The organism is Amycolatopsis sp. NPDC104587, assembly GCF_055583645.1.
The window spans coordinates 458,112-477,736 of the sequence record NZ_JBVJNO010000001.1; the positions used below are offsets into that span (position 1 = coordinate 458,112).

The 19,625-nt window shown below is 70.2% G+C and carries 19 protein-coding genes; 8 read left to right on the forward strand and 11 right to left on the reverse strand.

Annotated elements, in window-relative coordinates; translation table 11 throughout:
- Window positions 1–104: 104 nt before the first annotated feature.
- On the forward strand, window positions 105–491 hold the full coding sequence (locus tag ACZ61C_RS02220; protein ID WP_247025487.1) for a cold-shock protein: 387 nt from the start codon (window positions 105–107) through the stop codon (window positions 489–491).
- A 6-nt stretch (window positions 492–497) separates the two neighbouring features.
- Here the strand turns inward: ACZ61C_RS02220 and ACZ61C_RS02225 are convergent, their stop codons facing one another.
- From ACZ61C_RS02225 to ACZ61C_RS02235, 3 genes are read right to left on the reverse strand one after another with little or no spacing between them, the layout of a single operon-like run.
- Window positions 498–977, reverse strand: a complete 480-nt coding sequence (locus ACZ61C_RS02225) for a DUF2771 family protein (protein ID WP_465301902.1) — start codon at window positions 975–977, stop codon at window positions 498–500.
- A 9-nt stretch (window positions 978–986) separates the two neighbouring features.
- Entirely contained in the window at window positions 987–2,873 is a 1,887-nt protein-coding gene (locus ACZ61C_RS02230; protein ID WP_465301904.1) for an MFS transporter, read from the reverse strand.
- Between the two features lie 38 nt (window positions 2,874–2,911).
- The gene (locus ACZ61C_RS02235; RefSeq protein WP_465301906.1) at window positions 2,912–3,691 is read right to left on the reverse strand and encodes a glutaminyl-peptide cyclotransferase; all 780 of its coding nucleotides are present in this window, start codon (window positions 3,689–3,691) and stop codon (window positions 2,912–2,914) included.
- A gap of 51 nt (window positions 3,692–3,742) precedes the next feature.
- Between ACZ61C_RS02235 and ACZ61C_RS02240 the strand changes: the two genes are divergently transcribed.
- Together ACZ61C_RS02240 and ACZ61C_RS02245 are read left to right on the forward strand one after the other, a co-directional pair.
- Window positions 3,743–5,539 (forward strand): DUF3027 domain-containing protein, encoded by a 1,797-nt coding sequence (locus tag ACZ61C_RS02240; protein ID WP_465301908.1) that lies wholly within the window; start codon window positions 3,743–3,745, stop codon window positions 5,537–5,539.
- Window positions 5,499–8,330, forward strand: a complete 2,832-nt coding sequence (locus tag ACZ61C_RS02245; protein ID WP_465301910.1) for a sacsin N-terminal ATP-binding-like domain-containing protein — start codon at window positions 5,499–5,501, stop codon at window positions 8,328–8,330. Before ACZ61C_RS02240 ends, ACZ61C_RS02245 begins: the two co-directional genes overlap by 41 nt.
- Here the strand turns inward: ACZ61C_RS02245 and ACZ61C_RS02250 are convergent.
- On the reverse strand, window positions 8,327–8,554 hold the full coding sequence (locus ACZ61C_RS02250; protein WP_364516951.1) for a DUF2530 domain-containing protein: 228 nt from the start codon (window positions 8,552–8,554) through the stop codon (window positions 8,327–8,329). The two genes, ACZ61C_RS02245 and ACZ61C_RS02250, sit on opposite strands and share 4 nt — an antisense overlap.
- Window positions 8,555–8,636: 82 nt before the next feature.
- Here ACZ61C_RS02250 and ACZ61C_RS02255 point away from each other — a divergent pair, with 82 nt between their 5' ends.
- On the forward strand, window positions 8,637–10,109 hold the full coding sequence (locus tag ACZ61C_RS02255) for an NCS2 family permease (RefSeq protein ID WP_465302747.1): 1,473 nt from the start codon (window positions 8,637–8,639) through the stop codon (window positions 10,107–10,109).
- On the opposite strand, the gene ACZ61C_RS02260 is transcribed toward ACZ61C_RS02255, so the two are convergent.
- The gene (locus tag ACZ61C_RS02260) at window positions 10,099–10,614 is read right to left on the reverse strand and encodes a hypothetical protein (RefSeq protein WP_465301912.1); all 516 of its coding nucleotides are present in this window, start codon (window positions 10,612–10,614) and stop codon (window positions 10,099–10,101) included. The genes ACZ61C_RS02255 and ACZ61C_RS02260 overlap by 11 nt on opposite strands.
- A 102-nt stretch (window positions 10,615–10,716) precedes the next feature.
- Here ACZ61C_RS02260 and ACZ61C_RS02265 point away from each other — a divergent pair, with 102 nt between their 5' ends.
- Window positions 10,717–11,148 (forward strand): MarR family winged helix-turn-helix transcriptional regulator, encoded by a 432-nt coding sequence (locus ACZ61C_RS02265; protein WP_290059953.1) that lies wholly within the window; start codon window positions 10,717–10,719, stop codon window positions 11,146–11,148.
- Between the two features lie 113 nt (window positions 11,149–11,261).
- A complete protein-coding gene (locus tag ACZ61C_RS02270) occupies window positions 11,262–12,518 on the forward strand; it encodes an MFS transporter (protein WP_465301914.1) in 1,257 nt (418 codons plus the stop codon).
- Window positions 12,519–12,639: 121 nt separating this feature from the next.
- Here ACZ61C_RS02270 and ACZ61C_RS02275 read toward each other — a convergent pair whose 3' ends face one another.
- The 6 genes from ACZ61C_RS02275 to ACZ61C_RS02300 all read right to left on the reverse strand — a co-directional run bounded on the left by ACZ61C_RS02275 (window position 12,640) and on the right by ACZ61C_RS02300 (window position 17,907).
- Complete coding sequence (locus ACZ61C_RS02275; protein WP_465301916.1) at window positions 12,640–13,107, reverse strand: hypothetical protein; 468 nt, start codon at window positions 13,105–13,107, stop codon at window positions 12,640–12,642.
- Window positions 13,108–13,334: 227 nt separating this feature from the next.
- Window positions 13,335–14,144 (reverse strand): arylamine N-acetyltransferase family protein, encoded by an 810-nt coding sequence (locus ACZ61C_RS02280; RefSeq protein ID WP_465301918.1) that lies wholly within the window; start codon window positions 14,142–14,144, stop codon window positions 13,335–13,337.
- 104 nt (window positions 14,145–14,248) lie between these two features.
- Complete coding sequence (locus ACZ61C_RS02285) at window positions 14,249–14,872, reverse strand: superoxide dismutase (RefSeq protein WP_103355325.1); 624 nt, start codon at window positions 14,870–14,872, stop codon at window positions 14,249–14,251.
- A 189-nt stretch (window positions 14,873–15,061) separates the two neighbouring features.
- Entirely contained in the window at window positions 15,062–15,721 is a 660-nt protein-coding gene (locus ACZ61C_RS02290) for a biliverdin-producing heme oxygenase (RefSeq protein WP_465301920.1), read from the reverse strand.
- 73 nt (window positions 15,722–15,794) lie between these two features.
- The gene (locus tag ACZ61C_RS02295) at window positions 15,795–16,391 is read right to left on the reverse strand and encodes a TetR/AcrR family transcriptional regulator (RefSeq protein WP_465301922.1); all 597 of its coding nucleotides are present in this window, start codon (window positions 16,389–16,391) and stop codon (window positions 15,795–15,797) included.
- Between the two features lie 16 nt (window positions 16,392–16,407).
- A complete protein-coding gene (locus tag ACZ61C_RS02300; protein ID WP_465301924.1) occupies window positions 16,408–17,907 on the reverse strand; it encodes a glutamate-cysteine ligase family protein in 1,500 nt (499 codons plus the stop codon).
- A gap of 211 nt (window positions 17,908–18,118) precedes the next feature.
- Between ACZ61C_RS02300 and ACZ61C_RS02305 the strand changes: the two genes are divergently transcribed.
- Window positions 18,119–18,925: a TrmH family RNA methyltransferase gene (locus tag ACZ61C_RS02305; protein ID WP_465301926.1), complete on the forward strand. Its 807-nt coding sequence runs from the start codon at window positions 18,119–18,121 to the stop codon at window positions 18,923–18,925.
- A gap of 42 nt (window positions 18,926–18,967) precedes the next feature.
- Window positions 18,968–19,579 (forward strand): DUF2537 domain-containing protein, encoded by a 612-nt coding sequence (locus ACZ61C_RS02310; protein WP_465301928.1) that lies wholly within the window; start codon window positions 18,968–18,970, stop codon window positions 19,577–19,579.
- Window positions 19,580–19,625 lie beyond the last annotated feature (46 nt).

Sequence of the window (19,625 nt, forward strand, 5' to 3'; positions counted from 1 at the left end):
TTCTCCCCAGGGCATGTGGCGAGATACCCTTTACCCAGCGCGCCCTGGGTACGCCCCCGGGCGCGTTCGTCGTGAGCAGGACAGCAGAAAGACTGGTGAGGGAAGTGCCGACCGGCAAGGTCAAGTGGTACGACGCGGAGAAGGGGTTCGGGTTCGTCACGCAGGACGGTGGCGCCGACGTCTACATTCGCAAGGCCGCGCTGCCGCAGGGCGTCGAGGGGCTCAAGGCCGGGCAGCGCCTGGAGTTCGGCGTCGCCGACGGCCGCCGCGGTCCGCAGGCGCTCTCCGTCCGGCTGCTCGACCCGCCGCCGTCCGTCGTCGAGGCGCGCCGTCGCCCCGCGGAGGAGCTGCACGGCCTGATCGAGGACATGATCAAGCTCCTCGAGCTGAAGGTGCAGCCGGACCTGCGGCGCAACCGGTACCCGGACCGCAAGCACACCAAGCAGATCGGCGAGATCATGCGCGCCGTCGCCCGGGACCTCGATCCCTAAACCGCGTCATGGCTGGTCGAACTGGATGCCCCAGACATTGTCGGGCTGCAGGCTCGCCGCGCCGGTGGCCGGGTCCGGTGCGGCCGTGTAGTTCTGCACGTCGACGGCCGAGATGCGGTCGGCGGGCGTGGGCGGGCTGACCGTGTACGCGTAGCGGTCCAAGGACGTGATCGGGATCAGGCCGCTCTGCTTGAACTCGCCCTGCGGGGTCACGTACTCGAAGACGATGTGCCACGGCACCTTCGCCACTTCGCTGGGCACGGAGATCTGGACCGGCTTGCCTGGCCGGACCCGCAGGGTCTCCGGCGCGCCCTTGCGCGCGCACTGCTCCTGCGCTGGGTGCGAGTAGTCGCACGCGATGATCGGCGTGACGCGGATCGCGTGGCCGTCGGCGTAGAAGGTGACCTCGGCCGGGCCGGGCGCCGAGCAGCCGGCCACCGCGAACCCACCGGCCGCAAGCAGGGCCACCACCCGGGAACGTCGCATGGCCGGAGCCTACCGGCGGGCCGACGGGTCCCTGGGCAGGCCCTGGGCCGGGAAGCTGCCGGTCGGCTCCGGGCGCAGCGGCCGGTCGCCGCCGAGGCCCGGGATCAGCGAGCCGCCGCGGCGCACCAGGTACGTCTGCGTCATGCCGACCGCCAGCAGCACGCTGATCACGAGGAAGCCGATCCAGTACGTCGGCGGCAGCAGCAGGCCCACCGCGCCGCCGAAGCACCAGGCCAGCTGCAGCACGGTCTCCGAGCGGCCGAACGCCGACGCCCGCGACTCCTCGGGCAGGTCCTCCTGGATGACGGCGTCGAGGCTGATCTTCGCCAGCGCGCTCGCCGTCGCGCCGATCAGGCCGACGATCGCGGCCGTGGCCAGGCCGGGCAGCAGCGTCGCGACCAGCGCGGCCAGCACACAGCCCGCCACGCAGCCGACGATCACCTGGTCCGGGCTGCCGAAGCTGAGCCGCGACCCCAGCGCGTTGCCGATGAACCCGCCCGCGCCGGCCGCGGCGCCGATGATCCCCAGCAACAGCAGCTGCATGAACGGGCTGTGCCCGCTGCCCTCGGTCTGCGCCTTCACCGCGAACGCGGCGAACATCATGAGGAAGCCGGTGAGCACGCGCACCGAGCCGTTGCCCCACAACGCGACGACGATGTGGCGCCCCAGCGGCTGCCGTCGTTTCTTCTCCTTCGGGTGGGCCGAAAGCGACGTCGGGACCTCGCCTTCGGTCGCTTCCACCCAGGCCGGGATCCGCATCGACTGCACCGCCGCGGCGACGCAGATCAGCGCCGTGAACCACAGCGCGCCCGCCGATCCGGAGATCGCGTTGATACCGCTGGCCAGCGCGCCGAAGACCCCGGCGGCGACCAGGCCGAACGTCGTCAGCCGGGCGTTCGTCTTGGAGAGCGTGATCTCCGAGGGCAGCACCCGCGGGGTCACGGCCGCCTTGAGCACGGTGAAGGACTTCGAGAGCACCATCATCCCGAGCGCGGCGGGGTAGAGCAGCCAGTCGTCGAAGTGCAGCGCCATCACCACGGCCATCAGGCCCTGGCCGACCGAAGACGCGCACATCGCCAGCCGCCGGCCGCGCTGCACCTTGTCGAGCGCGGGCCCGATCACGGGCGCGACCAGCGCGAACGGCGCGATCGTGATGAGCAGGTAGAGCGCGACCTTGCCCTTGCTCTCCCCGCTGGTCGCGGCGAAGAACAGCGTGTTGGCCAGCGCGATCGCCATCGCCGCGTCGCTGGCGTAGTTCAGCATCACGGCGTAGGTCAGCGAGGTGAGGCCGGACTTCTCGGCGCCGTCGGCCTTCGTCGCGCGCTGGAAGGCGCCGACGGCCTGGCCGGTCAGCTGCCGGCTGCGCATCGCCGCCACCCGCGTGACGGTAATCTTCTTCGGCAGCTTCGGGGTGCCACCCGGCGTCCGCGGCTCTTCCCGCGGCGGCTCGGGTTCAGGCTGCGGCGGGCGCGGCTCGCCTGCGTATCCGCCGGTGTCGTAGTGCTCGTACTCACCGCTGCCGGGCCGACGTTCTCCCTGGTAGAAGCCGGGCTGCTCGCGGTGCACCGGCTCGGTGCGGTGCGGGTCGTAGGGCCGGGCGCCGCGCGGTGGCGGCGGCCGGTGTCCCGACGGCGCGGCCGCGGTCGGCGCCTCGTTCGCGTTCGGCACGCGGTCGTCGTAGTACCCGCCGCGCGGTGGTGGTGGCGGCGGGGCCGGCCGTTCGACGCGGGTGGGCGGCGGCGGGCTCGGGCTCTGGTGTTCGGCGCGCGCCGGGGTCACCGAGTCCCGCCAGGACCGGGCCTGCGCGGCGCCCGGCTCCGGCGCCCAGCGCCGCTTGGACTTCCGGCCGCGCTGCTGCGAGCCGGAGCCGTCGGAGCGGGAGCCGAAGAGTGCCACGTCTCAATCCTGCCTTACCGGAGGTCGGTCCCGCCTGCTCATCCGTGCTTTCCCGGCGTTACCGGGACGAACCTCACCCGGAACGTGACCTGCCACTGCTTCCCGGCGAGCAGGAACTCGTCCGTCCCGGGAACGGCGGCGATACCGTTGAGCACGTCTTCGGCGCCCGTTTTGTTCAGCTGGGCACGCAGCTGACCTGCGTCGATCGTCCCGGTGACGTGTCCGGTGGCGGCGTTGACCCGCAGCACGGTGTCGGTGTGCCAAACGTTTGCGTACACGTCGTCGCCGACACACTCGAGCTCGTTGAGCTGATCACGGCCGACGTCGACGCTGCCGGTGACCGCGAAGGTCTTCGGGTCGCGGAAGGTCAGCCACGACGAGCCGTTGCTCATCACGAGCCGGCCGTCCGCCTGGTGGCAGAGGCCCCAGCCTTCACCCTGGTAGGGGACGCGCCGCAGCTCGGCGAGGGTTTTGGAGTCGCGTTCGATGGCGAAGCCGTCCTGCCAGGTGAGCTGCCACAGCGTCGACCCGAGCACGGTGACGCCCTCACCGAAGAGCGGTGCGGGGAGCGTGGCCTTCGTGGTGGGCGGTCCGCCGGCCGGGCCCGCGGTGAGCGTCGACGCGCCGGCGAGACCGGTGCTCTCGTAGAGCGTGTCGCCGGCGAACTCGAGGCCTTCGGTGAACGCGGCGGGGTCGTGCGGCAGGGTCGAGAGCACCTGGACGGTCAGCTGTTCGGGGCCCGGCTCCTGCTCGGGCGCCCCGGCGCAGCCGCCGAGCGCGGCGGCCAGCAGCAGTGAGGTGATGATCGGCGTGCGCACGTTGAACAGCCTGGCACGGGCGCCGAGGATGCGTGCGGCACAATTGGCCGCATGACTCTGCTGCTGACCCTCGACGACGGCTCCGTGCAGCGCAAACTCGCCGACGCGGTGGAGTTCGCGCGAGCCGCGGTGCTGGAGGACGCGCCCGAGGAGCAGATCGGCGCCCACGTGGGTGCCGCTCGTGAGGACGCGGTCACGGCGAGTCATCTCTTCGAGGCTCAGGTCCCAGGTTATCGCGGCTGGCGCTGGTCGGTGACGATCGCACTGGCGGGCGACGACGAGCCGGTGACGGTCAGCGAGGTCGTCCTGGTGCCCGGCCCCGAAGCCCGGATCGCCCCGGCGTGGGTGCCGTGGGAGCGCCGAGTCCGAGCGGGCGACCTCGGCGTCGGCGACATCTTCCCGACGGACGAGAACGACCCCCGCCTGGCCCCGGCGTACGTCCAGTCGGACGACCCGGCGGTAGAAGCAGTGGCCCACGACGCGGGCTTGGGCCGGGTACACGTGTTGTCCCGTTTCGGCCGCACGGACGCGGCGGCCCGCTGGCACTCGGGCGAGTTCGGCCCCCGGTCCGACATGGCCCGCAGCGCCCCGGACGTGTGCGGGACGTGCGGGTTCTTCGTGCCGTTGGCGGGTTCGCTGCGCGGAGTGTTCGGAGTGTGCAGCAACGACATAGCCCCAGCAGACGGCCACGTGGTCGACGTCGAGTACGGCTGCGGAGCCCACTCGGAGGTCGAGGTCGAGGTGACGTCGTCTGTTCCGGTGGCGGAGCTGGTGTACGACGATTCGCTGTTGGATTTCACGCCGGCGCCGGAGGTGGAGGAGCCGGCGAAGGCGGAGCCGGAGTCTGCGAAGGCGGCGGCGGAGCCGGAGTCGGCGGTCGCGGAGCCGGAGACGGTGGAGTCGGCGGCGGCCGATTCGGAGACGGCGATCGCGGAGGCGGATGTCTCACCGGCCGAGGTGGAGCCGGGAGTGGTTTCGGAGAGTTCGCCGGCTGAGGCGATCGCCGAGCCGGAAGTTCCCGAGGCGGCGGTGACCGGCGCGGTTGCGGATGTGGTCGCAGAGCCGGAGCTCCCCGAGACGGCGGCGACTGCTGCGGTCGCCGAGCCGGCGGCGGTCGAGGTGCCGGAGGCTGTGAACGCGGAGCCGGTGAAGGATGCGGCCGCCGAGCCGATCCCGGCGGCGGACACCGCTGCGGAGCCGACGCAGACTGAGGCGACCGATGCGGTTGCGGAGCCGGTTGTGACTGAGGTGGCCGAGCCCGCGGTTGCCGAGCCGACTCCGGCCGAGGTGACCGATGAGGTTGCCGAGCCGGTGGTCGCTGAGGTGGCCGAGCCCGCGGATGCCGAGCCGACTCAGGCCGAGGTGACCGATTTGGCCGCCGAGCCGGTGGCCGCTCAGGTGGCGGAGCCCGCGGATGCCGAGGCCACCCAGGCTGAGGTCACCGATGCGGTCGCAGAGTCGCAGGTGGCCGAGGCCGATGTGGTCGCCGAGCCGGCTGCTGCCGAGGTGCCGGAGCCTGCCGATGTGCAGCCGACGCTGACTGAGGTGGCTGATGCGGCCGCTGAGTCGCAGGTGGCGACCGATGCGGCCGCCGAGCCGGCTGATGCCGAGCCGACCCAGGCTGACGTGGCCGACTCCGCCGCTGAGGCGCACACAACTCCTGGCTCGCAGGAAGCCGCGCCTGAAACTCACGGGATTCCCCCGGAGGCGAGCCGGCTTTCGGCGGCCGGGGTTGCTGAGTCCCTCGTGACCGACACCTCCGGTGAGCGGCTCGTCGACGTGACCGAACAAGACGTCGAGGCGACCGATGGCGGGACCGAAGAGCGCGGTGACCAGCGCAACGGCTGAGCCGCACGGTGCCGATCCCTTCGGCACTGCGCGGCTCCGCGAAGCGACCCTACGCGCCTGGCAGGACTCGCCCACCCGGCTCACCGAGGACACCAACGTCGAGCGGGACCTTCGCCTCGGTGCTTATCGGGATCGGCTTTTTGTCGAGCTCGCCCAGAATGCCGCCGACGCCGCCATGGCCGCCGGTGAGCCTGGGCGGATTCGGGTGTCTCTTGTGGACCGTGAACTCCGGTTTGCCAACACCGGGGCTCCGCTTGACGCGCGTGGCGTCGCGTCGCTCGCTTCGCTGCGGGCTTCCGGTAAGACCGGTGAGACCGTCGGGCGGTTCGGGGTTGGTTTTGCCGCCGTGCGCACCGTTTCCGACGAACCCCGCGTCGTCTCCACGACCGGTGGGGTCGTCTTCTCCGCCGATCGCACTCGGGAAGCCGCCGGTATCAGCGGTGACGTCCCCGTGCTGCGGCTGCCGTGGCCCGTGGAGGCCGATGTTCCCGTTGGCTTCGACACCGAAGTCCGGTTGCCGCTGCGAGACGACGTCGACGGTCGCGCGCTGCTCGACCAGCTTGCCAACGACGTCGCCGATCTGCTTCTCGCTCTGCCCTGGCTGACGGAAGCCGATGTGGACGGTCGCGTTTGGACTCGGGTTGCCGAGGGTGACGTTGTTGTCGTGCGGGGGCCGGAGCGGGAGACTCGCTGGCTGACCCACCGCGGTGACGTCGTCTGGGCCGTTCCGGTTGACCGTGAAGGCATTCCGCAGCCGCTCGACGAGGACGTCCTGCACGCGCCGACCCCGACCGATGACGCCCTGTCGCTTCCCGCTCGGCTTCTTGCGTCCGTGCCGGTCGAGCCTTCGCGTCGGCGCGCGCTGCCTGGTGATGAACTCGCCAAGGCACTTGAGAGCGCCGCTGCCGAGTACGTCGGGCTCGTTCGGCTTTTGCCGGACGAGAACCGGTTCGGTCTTGTTCCCAAGCCAGGATTTCCGAAGTCTACTGTGGACGCCAAGCTGCACGACGAAGTCCTGGCGAACCTCGCTAGAGAGCCTTGGCTGTCCACTCAGGACGGCGTCGAGGTCGGTGGACGCCAGGCGCGAGTCATCGACGTTGAGGTGCCTGGGCTCGCGAAGCTCCTCGCCGACGTTGTGCCTGGGCTGATCAAGAGTTCCGCGCCCGCGCAGACGTTGAAAGCCGTCTCCGTCCAGGTGATCAGCATCGAAGAGGTGCTGGAAACGCTTACCGGGATCAGCCGGGAACCCGGCTGGTGGCACGACGTCTACGCCGCACTGACCATCGCCGTCGAGTCGCACGCGCTGGCCGTGTCCAGGTTGGACGGTCTTCCCGTTCCGCTGTCGGACGGCCGGACGCTGCCGGGAGCCAAGGGTAGCCTGCTCGTCGAAGGCTCCGCCGAGCTGCTCGAACTGCTGTCCGATGTGGACATTCCGGGACTGCGGCTGGTGCACCCGGCCGCGTCGCACCCGCTGCTGGAACGCTTGGGCGCCAAGCAAGCCGATGCCCGTGAGCTGCTCAACGCCGATGAGCTGCGGGACGCCGTCGAGCGCAGTGTCGAGGACGTCCGGTCCGGATTGGACGGTACGACCCTCGCGGGCGCCGTCCTCCGGTTGATCGCCGACTGCGCGAACGACGCCCCGCGCTGGGTGGGCGCACTTGCCTTGCCCGCCACCGATTCCTGGCGACGTGCCGACGAACTGCTGCTCCCGAACTCGCCGTTGCTCGACATCTTCGACGAAGAGGTCTTCGAGGAAGACGGCGCACTCGACGTCCTCGACGAGGACTTCGCGGAAGACTGGCCCGCCGAGACGCTGCAAGCCGCCGGAGTGCTCGACTCCTTCGCGCTTGTCGTCGACGACGAACCGCACGAACCCGACCACGACCTGCCGGACGAAGAGGCCTGGTGGGACTCGCTGACGGAGCCGCCGTCGACGCTTGTGGCGATCCGGGACCTCGACCTCGTCGCCGACGATGCCTGGCCCGCCGCGCTCAAGCTGCTGGCCGCGCGGCCGGAGACGTTCCGCGCCCTGCGTGGACACGCGTCCTGGTGGATCGCGCAGTACGCCCTGCTCGGCGGGTTCGCGCCGAACGAGTGGCGACTCGGGAACGCCGACCTGGCCGGGCTTTACGACGAAGTTCCCGACGTCGGACTGAGCACGGACCTGCTCGAACTCGCGGGCGTGCGCACCGATCTGACGCTGTCCACTGTGGATGAAGTGGAAGACCTCCTGAAAAGGCTTGCCGATCCCGGTAGGACAGTCTCACCGGGACTGACCACCCGCGCCTACGACGCCGTGGTCGAGTCCGGGTTGGACCCGCGTCCGCCGGAAGCCGTCCGGGCCGCGGACGGGTCCGTCGTGGACGACGCGCTGGTCCTCGACGTGCCCTGGGTGGCCGGCGCCCTCGAACCGAACCAGTACGTCGTCGCGCCGGAGGAGCCGGAGCGGCTTTCGGCCCTGCTCGACCTTCCGCTGGCCGGCACCGAGGACGCTGAGGTGACCAGCCAGGGTGAGTACGCGCCCTGGGCCGAGCTGCCCGCGCTGAAGCTCGTCGCCGACCAGCTCGGCGTCCGGCTGCCCGAGGGCGGGGTGCTGGTGCACGACCCCCTGACCGTGGTGATCCGGGGCGCCGAACACGACGTCCAGTGGTGGTCCGACGACCGGTTGCACGCGGCCGACACCTCCGAGGGCCTGGCCCGCGCGTTTGCCTGGGCGGCCGGGCGCTGGCCCGACCGGCACCTGATCACGGCGCTGCTCGACGACCCCTCGCCGCGGACCCTCCTGAGCTAGAGCCGCTGAGCGGACTTCGAGCCGCGACGGGCTGCGGCGCGCTGCCAGGCGATGATCGCCAGGCCGATGAACCCGAGCACGAACCCGGACAGCGCCGTCTGCACCCACAGCCCCGAAGTCGTGAAGAAGAGCACCACCAGCGCGACAGCCCAGATCGAGGTGCCTACGATCACCACCGGCGTCAGGTCGGTCAGCTTCTTGGGCAGCTCCGGCGTGTGCCGCAACGAGCCCGTAACCTCCGGTGGATTGCTCGGATCACTCACGAGGTGCAGGGTACTCCGCAGCAGCGAGAGAATGGGCAGGCGAATGGCGGAGCAGGAGACGACCCGCACCGGGACGTCCACACTGGACCGGTTCTTCAAGATCACCGAACGGGGTTCGACCGTCCCGCGCGAGCTGCGCGGCGGCCTGGTCACCTTCGTCACGATGGCCTACATCGTGGTGCTGAACCCGCTGATCATCGGCAGCTTCGCCGCTGACGACGCGGGCGCCCACAAGGACCTCCTCGGCGGCATTCTGCCGGTTCCGCAGGTGGCGGCGGTCACGGCGCTCGTCGCCGGCGTCATGACCATCCTGATGGGCCTGGTCGCGAACTACCCGTTCGCCATCGCCACCGGCCTGGGCATCAACAGCCTGGTCGCGGTCACCATCGCCCCGCAGATGACCTGGCCCGAGGCGATGGGCCTGGTGGTCATCGAGGGCGTCATCATCGTGGCGCTCGTGCTCACCGGCTTCCGGACCGCGGTGTTCCGGGCGGTGCCGGCGTCGCTGAAGTCGGCGATCGCCGTCGGCATCGGCGTGTTCATCTGCCTGATCGGGCTGGTCGACGCCGGGTTCGTCCGCCGGTTGCCGGACGCCGCGCACACCACCGTCCCGGTGGGCCTGGGCATCAACGGCTCGATCGCGTCCTGGCCGACCGCGGTGTTCGTCGTCGGCCTGCTGGTCACCGGCATCCTGGTGGTGCGCAAGGTCAAGGGCGCGATCCTGATCGGCGTGCTGTCCTCGACGGTGCTGGCCGTCGTCGTGGAGGCGATCGTCAAGGCCGGGCCGTCGCAGGGCACGAACCCGAAGGGCTGGAACCTCGGCTACCCGGCGCTGCCGGACCAGGTCGTCGGCCTGCCGAACCTGTCCCTGGTGGGTGAGGTCTCGTTCGGCGCCTGGACGCGGCTGCCGATCATCACCGTCTGCCTGCTGGTGTTCACGCTGGTCCTGGCCGACTTCTTCGACGCGATGGGCACCATGACCGGGCTGGCGAAGGAGGCCGACCTGCTGCCGAAGGACGGCCAGCTGCCAGGCGTCGGCAAGGCGCTGTTCGTCGAGGGTCTCGCCGGCGCCGCGGGTGGGTTCGGCTCGGCGAGCTCGAACACGGTGTTCGTCGAGTCGGCGTCCGGCATCGCCGAGGGCGCGCGGACGGGCTTGGCGAACGTCGTCACCGGCGTGTTGTTCATCGCCGCGATGTTCCTGACGCCGCTGTATCAGGTCGTGCCGGTCGAGGCGGCCGCGCCGGCGTTGGTCGTGGTCGGCGCGATGCTGATGGCGCAGGTGCGCGACATCGACTTCACCGACTATTCGATCGCGCTGCCCGCGTTCCTGACGATCGTCGTCATGCCGTTCACGTACTCGATCGCGAACGGCATCGGCGCCGGTTTCGTCAGCTACGTCGTGATCCGCGCGGCCACCGGCAAGGCGCGTCAGGTGCACCCGTTGATGTGGGTGATCGCGCTGGCGTTCGTCGCCTACTTCGCCGTCGGGCCGATCCAGTCCGCGTTCAGCTCCTGATCTTCAGGGCTTCGTCGAGGACACCCCGGCTGCGGTCGAAATCCGCGGCCGGGGCCTCGAACCGCACTGTCACCAGGGCGTCGCCGGCGCCGAGGCCGACCACGGTCACCCGCCGCGGCACGCCGTCACGTTCGTAGGAGAAGTCCCATTCCGCGGCGTCGCGATCGGCGATCGGGGCGTGCCCGACGACCGTGCCCTGCCCGCGCGCGACGGCTTCGAGGCCGCTCAGCGCGTCCTCCTGCGTGATCGGCACCCGGTCGGTCTCGAGCAGGAGGTCGCCCTGGCGGTAGCTCGCGCGCTCCTTGTCGTGGGTCACCGTCCAGGTAGCGGGCACCGGGATGTGGAGCGTCGTGCCGGGCTCGTCGGGGAGCGGGTAGAGCGCCACGGCCCGCGCGGCGGCGCTGGGCGAGGTGGGCGGCGGCGCGGCCGCCGGGGCATCTTCGCCGCACCCGGCCACGATCGCCAGCAGCGCCAGGCCGGCGACGGCCACAAGCTTCTTGTTCATCGGACCCCCAGTCTCCGAGAAGAGGACGCCTGGGCGTCGCGGGGGGTTGCGGTTGACGGAGATCACCCGTGCGGTGGAAGTTTCGTAAGGTATGCTAACTATATGTCCGGCGACACGCACGAACGCTCGTTGGCGAGCCGTCTGCGTCTCGCGGTGGTCCGGCTCAACCGCCGGCTGCGGGCACAGCGCGTCGGGGACGACCTCACGCTGACGCAGGTCGCCGCGCTGTCCACCCTGCACAAGTGCGGTGCGCTGACACCGGGTCAGCTCGCCGCGAAGGAAGGCGTCCAGCCACCTTCGATGACGAGGGTGATCGCCGCGCTCGAGGAGATGAAGTTCGTCGAGCGGCGCCCGCACCCGACCGATGGCCGGCAGGCCATCGTCGAGCTGTCCGAAAGCGGGCTGGCGTACGTGCGCAAGGCCATCTCCGTGCGGGAGGCCTGGCTGGACCGGCAATTGGCGGAACTCGGCGACGAAGAGCGCGAAGTGCTCTCGAAAGCCGCCGAAATCATAGACAGGATGGCGGGGAACTAACCACGGTGACGGCCACGGGTAGCGAAACCAAACGTTCCATCGAGACCACTGCTACCCGGGACACGGCCCCACCGCCGTCCGCCTCGCCACCATCTCCTCCGAAGCGCGGCAGCATGTTCGCGTCGCTGCGGGTCCGCAACTACCGGCTGTTCTTCACCGGCCAGGTCATCTCGAACATCGGCACCTGGATGCAGCGCATCGCCCAGGACTGGCTGGTGTTCACCCTCAGCGGCAACAACCCGATCGCCCTCGGTGTCGCCGTCGCGCTGCAGTTCACGCCGACGCTGTTCCTCTCGCTGTGGGCCGGCGTGCTCGCCGACCGCGTCGACAAGCGCCGGCTGCTGACCTGGATCCAGGCCGCGGCGTGTTCCCAGGCCGTGGTGCTGGGGGTGCTCGACCTGAGCGGGTTCGTCGAGCTGTGGCAGGTCTACGTCCTGTGCTTCACGCTCGGCGTCACCGCGGCGCTCGAAGTGCCGACGCGCCAGTCGTTCGTCGCCGAGATGGTGGGCCGCGACCAGGTCGCCAACGCCGTCGCGCTCAACTCGTCGATCTTCAACATGGCGCGCATCGTCGGCCCGGCCATCGCCGGGTTCGCGATCACCTGGATCGGCACCGGCTGGCTGTTCATCGCGAACGCGGCCAGCACGGTCGCCGTGATCACCGGGCTGGTCCTGATGAACCCGGACAAGCTCTTCCGCGTCGCGGCGGTGCCGCGCGAGAAGGGCCAGCTGGTCGAGGGCCTGCGGTACGTCCGGCGGCGCTCCGACCTGATGACGGTGATGGTGCTGGTGCTGTTCGTCAGCACGTTCGGCATCACGTACTTCAGCTCGCTCCCGATCGTCGCGGCGAACGTGTTCCACACCGCCGCCGACGGTTACGGGCTGCTGTCGACGCTGGTGGCGGTCGGCACGTTCACCGGCGCGATCATGTCGGCCCGCCGCGGGACGAAGGGCCGGCCGCGGGTGCGGCTGATGTTGATCTCGGCGTTCTTCCTCGGCGTGTTCGAGCTGCTCACGGCGTTCATGCCGACGTACCTGACGTTCGGCCTCGGCCTGATCCCGCTCGGCTTCGCCACGATGACGTTCCTCAACACCGCGAACGCGCTGGTGCAGACCTCGGTGAGCCCCGAGATGCGCGGCCGCGTGATGGGGCTGTACGTGCTGGTGCTGATCGGCGGCAACCCGATCGGCGGGCCGATGGTCGGCTGGATGGCGCAGGCGTTCGGCGGACGGTCTCCCTTCTACATCGGCGGGGCGGTTTCGGCGCTGGCCGCGGTGGTGTGCGCGGTGGTTTTGATCCGGCGGGGTGGGGTTTCCTGGCCGGTGCAGCGCGGGTTCGGGCTTCGGGTGTTGAAGCGGGCGAAGGTCTAGCGGTCATCTTGGCTGCTTGGGGTGGGAGGCTGTAGACTGATCTTGCACCTGCCACTAGGCGGGCGAAGTGGACCCGGCAGCCTTCCGGACGGTGGGCGGGCCGGGTTTCGCGTTTCCGGCGTCAGAGGGTCTTGATGTCGACGCCGAAATCCCTGGCCCGTGTCTTCCACTGGCCTCCTCGCTGCCAGCACCAGGCGAATGCGTCGGGGATCGCGAGCAGCGGCTCCTCGTGTGCGCGGTGGTGGCGGTATTCCAGCGTCTCGCAGCCGTGTAGCCGGGTCGACCGGTAGAGGATCCGGCGGTCGAGTTCGAGTACAGATTCGTCCGTCTCGATAACGAGCATTCGCGTTCTGGCGCCCGCGAGGTCGGCAATCAGCCCATCGAGGCAAGCCTCGCGCTGCCGCCTGCGGTCGAGGATCTGTTTGCGCCGGTTGTCGCTCTCGTGTGTGAAGTGCAACCGCCGCTGCCCGGGCAGGATCAAGCCGCGAATGGCCTGGCGGGCTCGACTGAGGTCACCAGGCAGTACTGCCGCGGCGGTGATGAGGTAGCCGCCGCGCTTGCTCTCGTCGACGAATACATGAGCGGTCACCCGAGCATTGTGCCGCCTGCCATTGACACGTCGTGATCGAGTGATTCCGTTCCGTAGTTGCGACACGATCTCATCCGGACGAGTGAGATCGGGGTCTCCGCAAGGAGCCTCTTGCCCGGGAGATGAGGTTAGGCTAACCTCATACATGTCCGCTTCGTGGTGGGAGCGGCAGTCAGTTCGGGAACGGACGGAGCCCCGGCCCTGGGAACCCCAGGCCGGGGCTTCGTTCATTGCACGGGCAGTGTCGGGCTGAGCGATCCGCTCGTCAAGGGGCTCTCACCCGGCGGAGTGGGCAGCCGCGTCAGCGGGAGACCGAAGTAGACGCGGTACGCCGTGCGGATCGCCGCTTCACCCGTCAGCGTGATTTCGTTCCGGACGCCGTCGACCGTCTCGATCAGCTTGCTGCCCGACAGCGTCACCCGGCCCTGGGACGTCGGCCGCGAGCACGTCAGCGACTTCGTGAAGTGGGACTCCGGGGACGTCGCCTGCCACCAGGCCATCGGGACGAAGTCGGACAGCGGCCGCGGCCGGCGCTCGAGGCGGTACTGGGGCTTGCCGTCCATGACGACGTCCACGTCGCCGTGCGGGGCGTCCAGGAGCAGGAACTCACCGTCCGGATCGGACTGGCCGTCCACGCCGGACAGTCGCAGCGGGTGGCGGGAGAACCGGCCGAAGCCGACGTCGACCAGCCAGGGCTCATCCAGGGACACGATGATCGCCGCGTGGTCCAGCGGGGGGCCGAGCGTCCCGTCCGGCCGGAACACCTGCGCCGCGTGCAGTGAGGCGTCGTAGCCGAGCTCGCGCAGCAGCGCCGCGAACAGGCCGTTCAGCTCGTAGCAGAATCCACCGCGACGCCGGTGGACGATCTTGTCGAACAACGCCTCTTCGCCGAGCTCGACGGCCTCGCCGAGGTGGATGCTCAGGTTCTCGAACGGCACCGTGCTCAGGTGGCGTTCCTGCAGGTGGCGCAAGGTCGTCAGGTCGGCCGTCGCGGGCCACGCGACCCCCAGGCGGGCCAGATACGCGTCAACGTCCATGCCGCCACTCTCACACCTCGACCGCACTCGAGGTCAAGCGATTTCACCCGCCGACGAAAAACGGGGCCCTTCCGGGTGGAAGGACCCCGTTGCCGAGGGAGGACTCAGCCGAGCAGCAGGCCGTTGCCACCGGCGACGGCGTTGTCGAAGCGCTTGGAGATCTCCGCCCAGTTGAAGATGTTCCAGAGAGCCTTGACGTAGTCCGGCTTCACGTTCTTGTAGTCCAGGTAGAACGCGTGCTCCCAGACGTCGACCAGCAGGATCGGCACGGTCGGCAGGATCAGGTTGTTGTGGTGGTCGCGCAGCTGCTGGGTGATCAGCGTCTTGCCGATCGGGTCCCAGGAGAGCGCGCCCCAGCCGTTGCCCTGGATCGTCGTCGACACGGCGGTGAACTGCGCCTTGAACTTGTCGAAGGAGCCGAAGGCCTCGTCGATCGCCGCGGCCAGCTCGCCGGTCGGCTTGTCGCCGCCTTCCGGCGAAAGGATCTTCCACCACACGACGTGGTTGGCGTGGCCGGCCAGGTTGAAGGCCAGGGTGGTCTCCAGGCCGACGATCGAGCCGAAGTCGCCGGCGTCGCGCGCTTCGGCGATCTTGTCGAGCGTGTCGTTCGCGCCCTTGACGTAGGTCGCGTGGTGCTTGCTGTGGTGCAGCTCGTTGATCTCGCCGGAGATGTGGGGCGCGAGGGCGCTGTAGTCGTAGTCGAGATCGGGGAGCTCGTAGCGGGCCATTGGCCCTCCTTCTGTCTTCGACACAAGTTTCCGGTATCGAACCTAGTAGCACACGCCTCTCCGCGGCGAGCGGGGGCGCGTCGTGGTCACCGCGTGGGACGACCGGCTCGACAGTGGCGTACCCGAGGGCAAGCCACCCGAAACCGAGCCTGCTACCTGGACTTAACTGGAGGTCAATGAGCTGTGAGATCAGGCACGGAACTCGTCCAGCCGTGAAGCGAGCTCCTCGAACACCGCGACGTTGCACTCGAACGCCACCAGCGTCTCGTCGATCACGCGGGCGCGCTCCGCCTCGTCCCACGGCGCGTTGTCCAGCTTCGCGCGGTACTGGTCGCGGAAGCGGGGCGCGCTGCCGATGCCCTCGAAGTGGTAGAAGAGCGTGCCGGCCTCGGCGACGTCGTACTTCTTCTCCAGCAGCCGCCGGATCGCCTGGCCACCCGCGATGTCGCCCAGGTAGCGCGTGTAGTGGTGCGCGACGTACCCGCCCGCCCACGAAGACGCTTCGCCGATTCGCGCGACGTACGCCTGCGTCGAGGCCAGCGGGGAGATCGTCGAGCGCCAGTCCGCGCCGACCAGGTGCGCGAGGTCGCGCTCCAGGTTGGGCAGCCGCCGCAGCTCGTCGAAGACGAACTCGCCGCCGACCGGGTGGCCGGCCATGCGGTCGCTCGCGGCCTCGATCGCGCCGTAGACGAAGTAGTACTGGATCGCGAGCTGGGTGTAGCCCTCCTGCGTCAGCTCGCCGCCGAGCAGGGCGCGCATGTACGTCGAGTAGTTCGCCTTCTCGTGCACCTCGAGCGTCGACGCGCGCAGGGTCGCCGAGAACGGGCGAGCATCCGTGGTCACCGACATGGGGCAGCCTCCCGGCGATCGATCTGACACGCTGTCAGAAAGATCGTAGGGCATATCCTCGGGTTAGGCTACCCTAAATGGCAGTCCCGACCGCTCGGAGCACAAACCGGACCGCCGCCTCGACGACGTCTTCCAGCTGCTCGGGGGGCCCGTCGACCAGCGTCCGGTTGCCCAGCGCCGCCGTGATCATCGGGATCAGGACGTCCGGGTCGGCCGCGGGCCAGCGCCCCAGGTCGACGCCGCCGGCGAGGATCGCGCGCAGCCGGTCGGTGATCGGGTCGGCGTGCGCGCTGATCCGGCGGTACGCCGCGGGCGCCAGCGCCGACGCGAGCGCCGCGCCCGGCGGCATGTGGTACTCGGCCAGCACCCGCAGCTGCAGCCGGACGAAGGTGGCCAGCTGGTCCACCGGGTCGGCCTGCGCCTCGACGGCCTCGGTCAGCCGCGTGACGTACCGGGCGGCCTCGTCCTCGACGAAGGCGACCAGCAGGCTTTCCTTGTCCGGGAAGTGGTTGTACAGCGCGGTGCGGCCCACCCCGGCCGCCGCGGCGACACCGGCGAGCGTGATCGCGTCGAAACCGCGTTCGTAGAGCTGCGCGCGCATGACGTCGAAGACCCGCGCCCGGACCTCGCGCCGGTGCGCTTCCAGCGACTCACCGAGAATCTTCGGCATCGGCCCAGGCTAGCGCTCAGTCGTCGAGCGGCCAGGCGTGCACCGGCTCGCCGGCCTCCGACAGCTCCAGGTAGCGCGCCAGCATCCGGGTGAGCGCCGCCTCGCGGTCGAGGCCGCGTTCCTGCGCGCGCACGACGTAGTCGCGCTGCCAGGTCGCCCCGGTCTTCCGGGCGAGGCACCGGCGCTCGATGATGCCGAGGTAGCGCTCGCGGGCCTCGTCGGAGACGTCGGAGCGGCGCAGCCCCTCGTGGGCGAGCGGCAGCAGGACGCGCAGGGCCAGCTCGTCCGGCGGGATCCAGCCGATGCCGGGCCAGTACAGCTGCGCTTCGAAACCGCGGCGCGCGCCGGCGTAAAGGTTCTCCTCCGCGGCCTGGAAGGACATCTGGCTCCACACCGGGCGTTCCGCCTCGGCGAGCGCGCGCTGGGCGCCGTAGAAGAACGCCGCGTTCGCCACCGTGTCGACAACCGTCGGCCCGGCCGGCAGCACGCGGTTCTCGATGCGCAGGTGCGGCAATCCGTCGACGACGTCGTACACCGGCCGGTTCCAGCGCCAGATGGTGCCGTTGTGCATCCGCAGCTCGGTGAGCTTCGGCGCCTGGCCCGCGTCGAGCGCTTCGATCGGGTCTTCGGCGTCGGTTTCCGGGAGCAGGCCGGGGAAGTAGCGGACGTTCTCTTCGAACAGGTCGAAGATGGACGTGATCCACCGCTCGCCGAACCAGACCCGCGGCCGCACACCCTGGTTCTTGAGCTCTTCCGGCCGGGTGTCGGTCGCCTGCAGGAACAGCGGGATGCGCGTCTCGTGCCACAACGCCTTGCCCAGCAGGAACGGCGAGTTCGACGCGAGGGCGATCTGCAGCCCGGCCAGGCACTGCGCCGCGTTCCAGTGCGCCGCGAACTCCTCCGGCGCGACCTGGAGGTGCAGCTGCACGCTGGTGCACGCGGCTTCCGGCAGGATCGACTCGGCGTAGCTGCGCAACCGCTCGGGCTGCTGGCCCGACAGCGGCGCGCCTTCCATGGCCAGCACCGTGCGCTCACCGCGCGCGGCGAAGATCTGGTCGTTCAGCGTCGAGTACCGGGTCTTGTTGGTGAGCCACTTCTGGTCGAAGTGCTCGTGCTTCAACGTCGGCAGGATGCCGATCATCGCCAGCGCCGACCCGGTGTCGCGCGCCTTCGCCGACGCCGTCGCCAGGTACGCGCGGAGGTCGTCTTCCAGCTGGAGGGCCGAATCGCCGGCCAGCGGCCGCGGCGGCACGTTCAGCTCGAGGTTGTGCTGGCCCAGCTCCGTGGTGAACGACGGGTCGTCGAGCGCCTCCAGCACCGCGGCGTTCGTCATCGACGGACGCATCTCGCGGTCGACCAGGTTCAGCTCGACCTCGAGGCCGATGTTCTTGCGGGGGAACGAAAAACTGCCGTCCGTGAGCATGCGGGCCAACGTGTCGAGACAACGCTGCACCTTGCGGCGGTACCGTCCGCGGTCGAGCGTGTTGAACGGTTGAGCCGCGAGGTCCATCCCCATGACCATCCCTGCTTTGTGTCGGTGTGGAACTAGGACGTGTTTCAAGTCCTGGCGGACAACCGTTTCACAGCGGTTGCAACCGGGCTAGCGGCCAAACTGGTGCTCTCCGTCACGAGGGGTTAACCGACAGCAAAATAGACCCGTTCGTACCACTCCGGGGTCGACGTTCGGACCAGTCGGGCACCCGGCAGGCGGATGACAGACTGGGCGGATGGGCGTGATCCACATCGACGACTCCGGCGACCCGCGCGTCGACGACTTCCGCGACCTGTCCACAGCGGACCGCCGCCCGGACCGCCCGGGCGGCAAGGGACTCGTCATCGCCGAGGGTGCCGTCGTGGTGTCCCGGCTGCTGGCGTCCCGCTACCCGGTGCGGGCGTTGCTGGGTGTCGAACGCCGGTTCGCCGAGCTGGCCGGTGATCTCCACGGGACAGACGTGCCCCAGTACGTCACTTCCGCGGAGACGATGGCCGAGGTGGTCGGCTTCCACCTCAACCGCGGGATCCTCGCCGTCGCCGGCCGGCCCGCGCCGCTCACGGTTTCCGGCGTCGTGGCCGGCGCGCGCACGATCGCCGTGCTGGAAGGCGTGGGAGACCACGAAAACCTCGGCGCGCTCTTCCGCAACGCGGCTGCGCTCGGCGTCGGCGGGGTGCTGCTCGGCCCGGGCTGTTCGGACCCGCTGTACCGGCGCAGCGTGCGCGTGTCGATGGGCCACGTCCTGCGGGTGCCGTTCGGGCACCTGACGGACTGGCCCGGCGGCCTGGACGAGCTGCGGGAGCACGGCTTTTCGGTCGCGGCCTTCACCCCTCGGCCGGGCTCGGTTCCGCTGCGCGAGCTGCGGAAGCACGCGCCCGGACGGGTCGCGCTGCTGTTCGGCGCCGAAGGCCCCGGACTGACCGAGGCGGCGCTGGCGGCGGCTGATCACGCGGTCCGGATACCCATGCCGGCGGGAGTCGACTCCCTCAACATCGCGACGGCCGCCGCCGTGGCCTTCTACGAACTGGCGGACGCCGACTAAGGTTCTGGTCTCGGGACTGGTGGAGCGGCGCGAAGGGACCCCATGGAGCTGCGGATCCGCGGTGAGCGCGCCGTGCTGGCCGGCCCCGGCGGGGAACACGCCCGTGAGGTGGACCCGCACAAGCTCGCGATCGGCGCCGACCTGGCACAGGCACTGCACGAGTGGGCGCGCGTGGCGGCCGCGGTCTCGGTGGACTCCGGCGCCGAGGCGGGCGCGGTCGTCTCCCAACGCGGCCGCCAGCTGGCCGGTCGGCTGGCCTCGGTGATGGGCACGACGGTGCGGTTCGTCGACCCGGTCACCGGCGCCGACACGGTGGTCGAGCCCCCGCCGCGGCCCACCGAACCCGGCCAGCGCCTGGTCCGCTCACTGCTCGGCCCGCCGGGCGAGCCGGGGGAGCCGACCCCGTGGCTGACCGGACTGACGGTCTCGGCGTTCATCGCGGCGGTGGTCGTGGTCGCCATGCTGGCGCTGGCCTCGACGTTGGCCCGCGAGACCAGCGGCTGGCTGGCGCTGGTGGCGTCGGTGGTCGTGACGGCCGGGATCGCGCCGTCGTTGTGGCTGATCCGCCGGACGCCGATCCTGCGCTGGGCCGCTTACGGGGCGGCGGGTGGCGTGGTCATCGCTTGGATCGGGGTGCTGGTCATCGCGCTTTAGCGGATGCGCGGTGACCTGCGGACGACGCCGCACGCAGGTCGTAACC

Bases quoted from the DNA above. Each gene is read 5' to 3' on its own strand.
- ACZ61C_RS02290 (WP_465301920.1), bottom strand. From the start codon at position 15,721: ATGTCGGTGACCACGGATGCTCGCCCGTTCTCGGCGACCCTGCGCGCG.
- ACZ61C_RS02295 (WP_465301922.1), bottom strand. From the start codon at position 16,391: ATGCCGAAGATTCTCGGTGAGTCGCTGGAAGCGCACCGGCGCGAGGTC.
- ACZ61C_RS02265 (WP_290059953.1), top strand. From the start codon at position 10,717: ATGTCCGGCGACACGCACGAACGCTCGTTGGCGAGCCGTCTGCGTCTC.
- ACZ61C_RS02280 (WP_465301918.1), bottom strand. From the start codon at position 14,144: ATGGACGTTGACGCGTATCTGGCCCGCCTGGGGGTCGCGTGGCCCGCG.
- ACZ61C_RS02285 (WP_103355325.1), bottom strand. From the start codon at position 14,872: ATGGCCCGCTACGAGCTCCCCGATCTCGACTACGACTACAGCGCCCTC.
- ACZ61C_RS02245 (WP_465301910.1), top strand. From the start codon at position 5,499: ATGGCGGGACCGAAGAGCGCGGTGACCAGCGCAACGGCTGAGCCGCAC.
- ACZ61C_RS02240 (WP_465301908.1), top strand. From the start codon at position 3,743: ATGACTCTGCTGCTGACCCTCGACGACGGCTCCGTGCAGCGCAAACTC.
- ACZ61C_RS02305 (WP_465301926.1), top strand. From the start codon at position 18,119: ATGGGCGTGATCCACATCGACGACTCCGGCGACCCGCGCGTCGACGAC.
- ACZ61C_RS02300 (WP_465301924.1), bottom strand. From the start codon at position 17,907: ATGGGGATGGACCTCGCGGCTCAACCGTTCAACACGCTCGACCGCGGA.
- ACZ61C_RS02270 (WP_465301914.1), top strand. From the start codon at position 11,262: ATGTTCGCGTCGCTGCGGGTCCGCAACTACCGGCTGTTCTTCACCGGC.
- ACZ61C_RS02225 (WP_465301902.1), bottom strand. From the start codon at position 977: ATGCGACGTTCCCGGGTGGTGGCCCTGCTTGCGGCCGGTGGGTTCGCG.
- ACZ61C_RS02260 (WP_465301912.1), bottom strand. From the start codon at position 10,614: ATGAACAAGAAGCTTGTGGCCGTCGCCGGCCTGGCGCTGCTGGCGATC.
- ACZ61C_RS02255 (WP_465302747.1), top strand. From the start codon at position 8,637: ATGGCGGAGCAGGAGACGACCCGCACCGGGACGTCCACACTGGACCGG.
- ACZ61C_RS02310 (WP_465301928.1), top strand. From the start codon at position 18,968: ATGGAGCTGCGGATCCGCGGTGAGCGCGCCGTGCTGGCCGGCCCCGGC.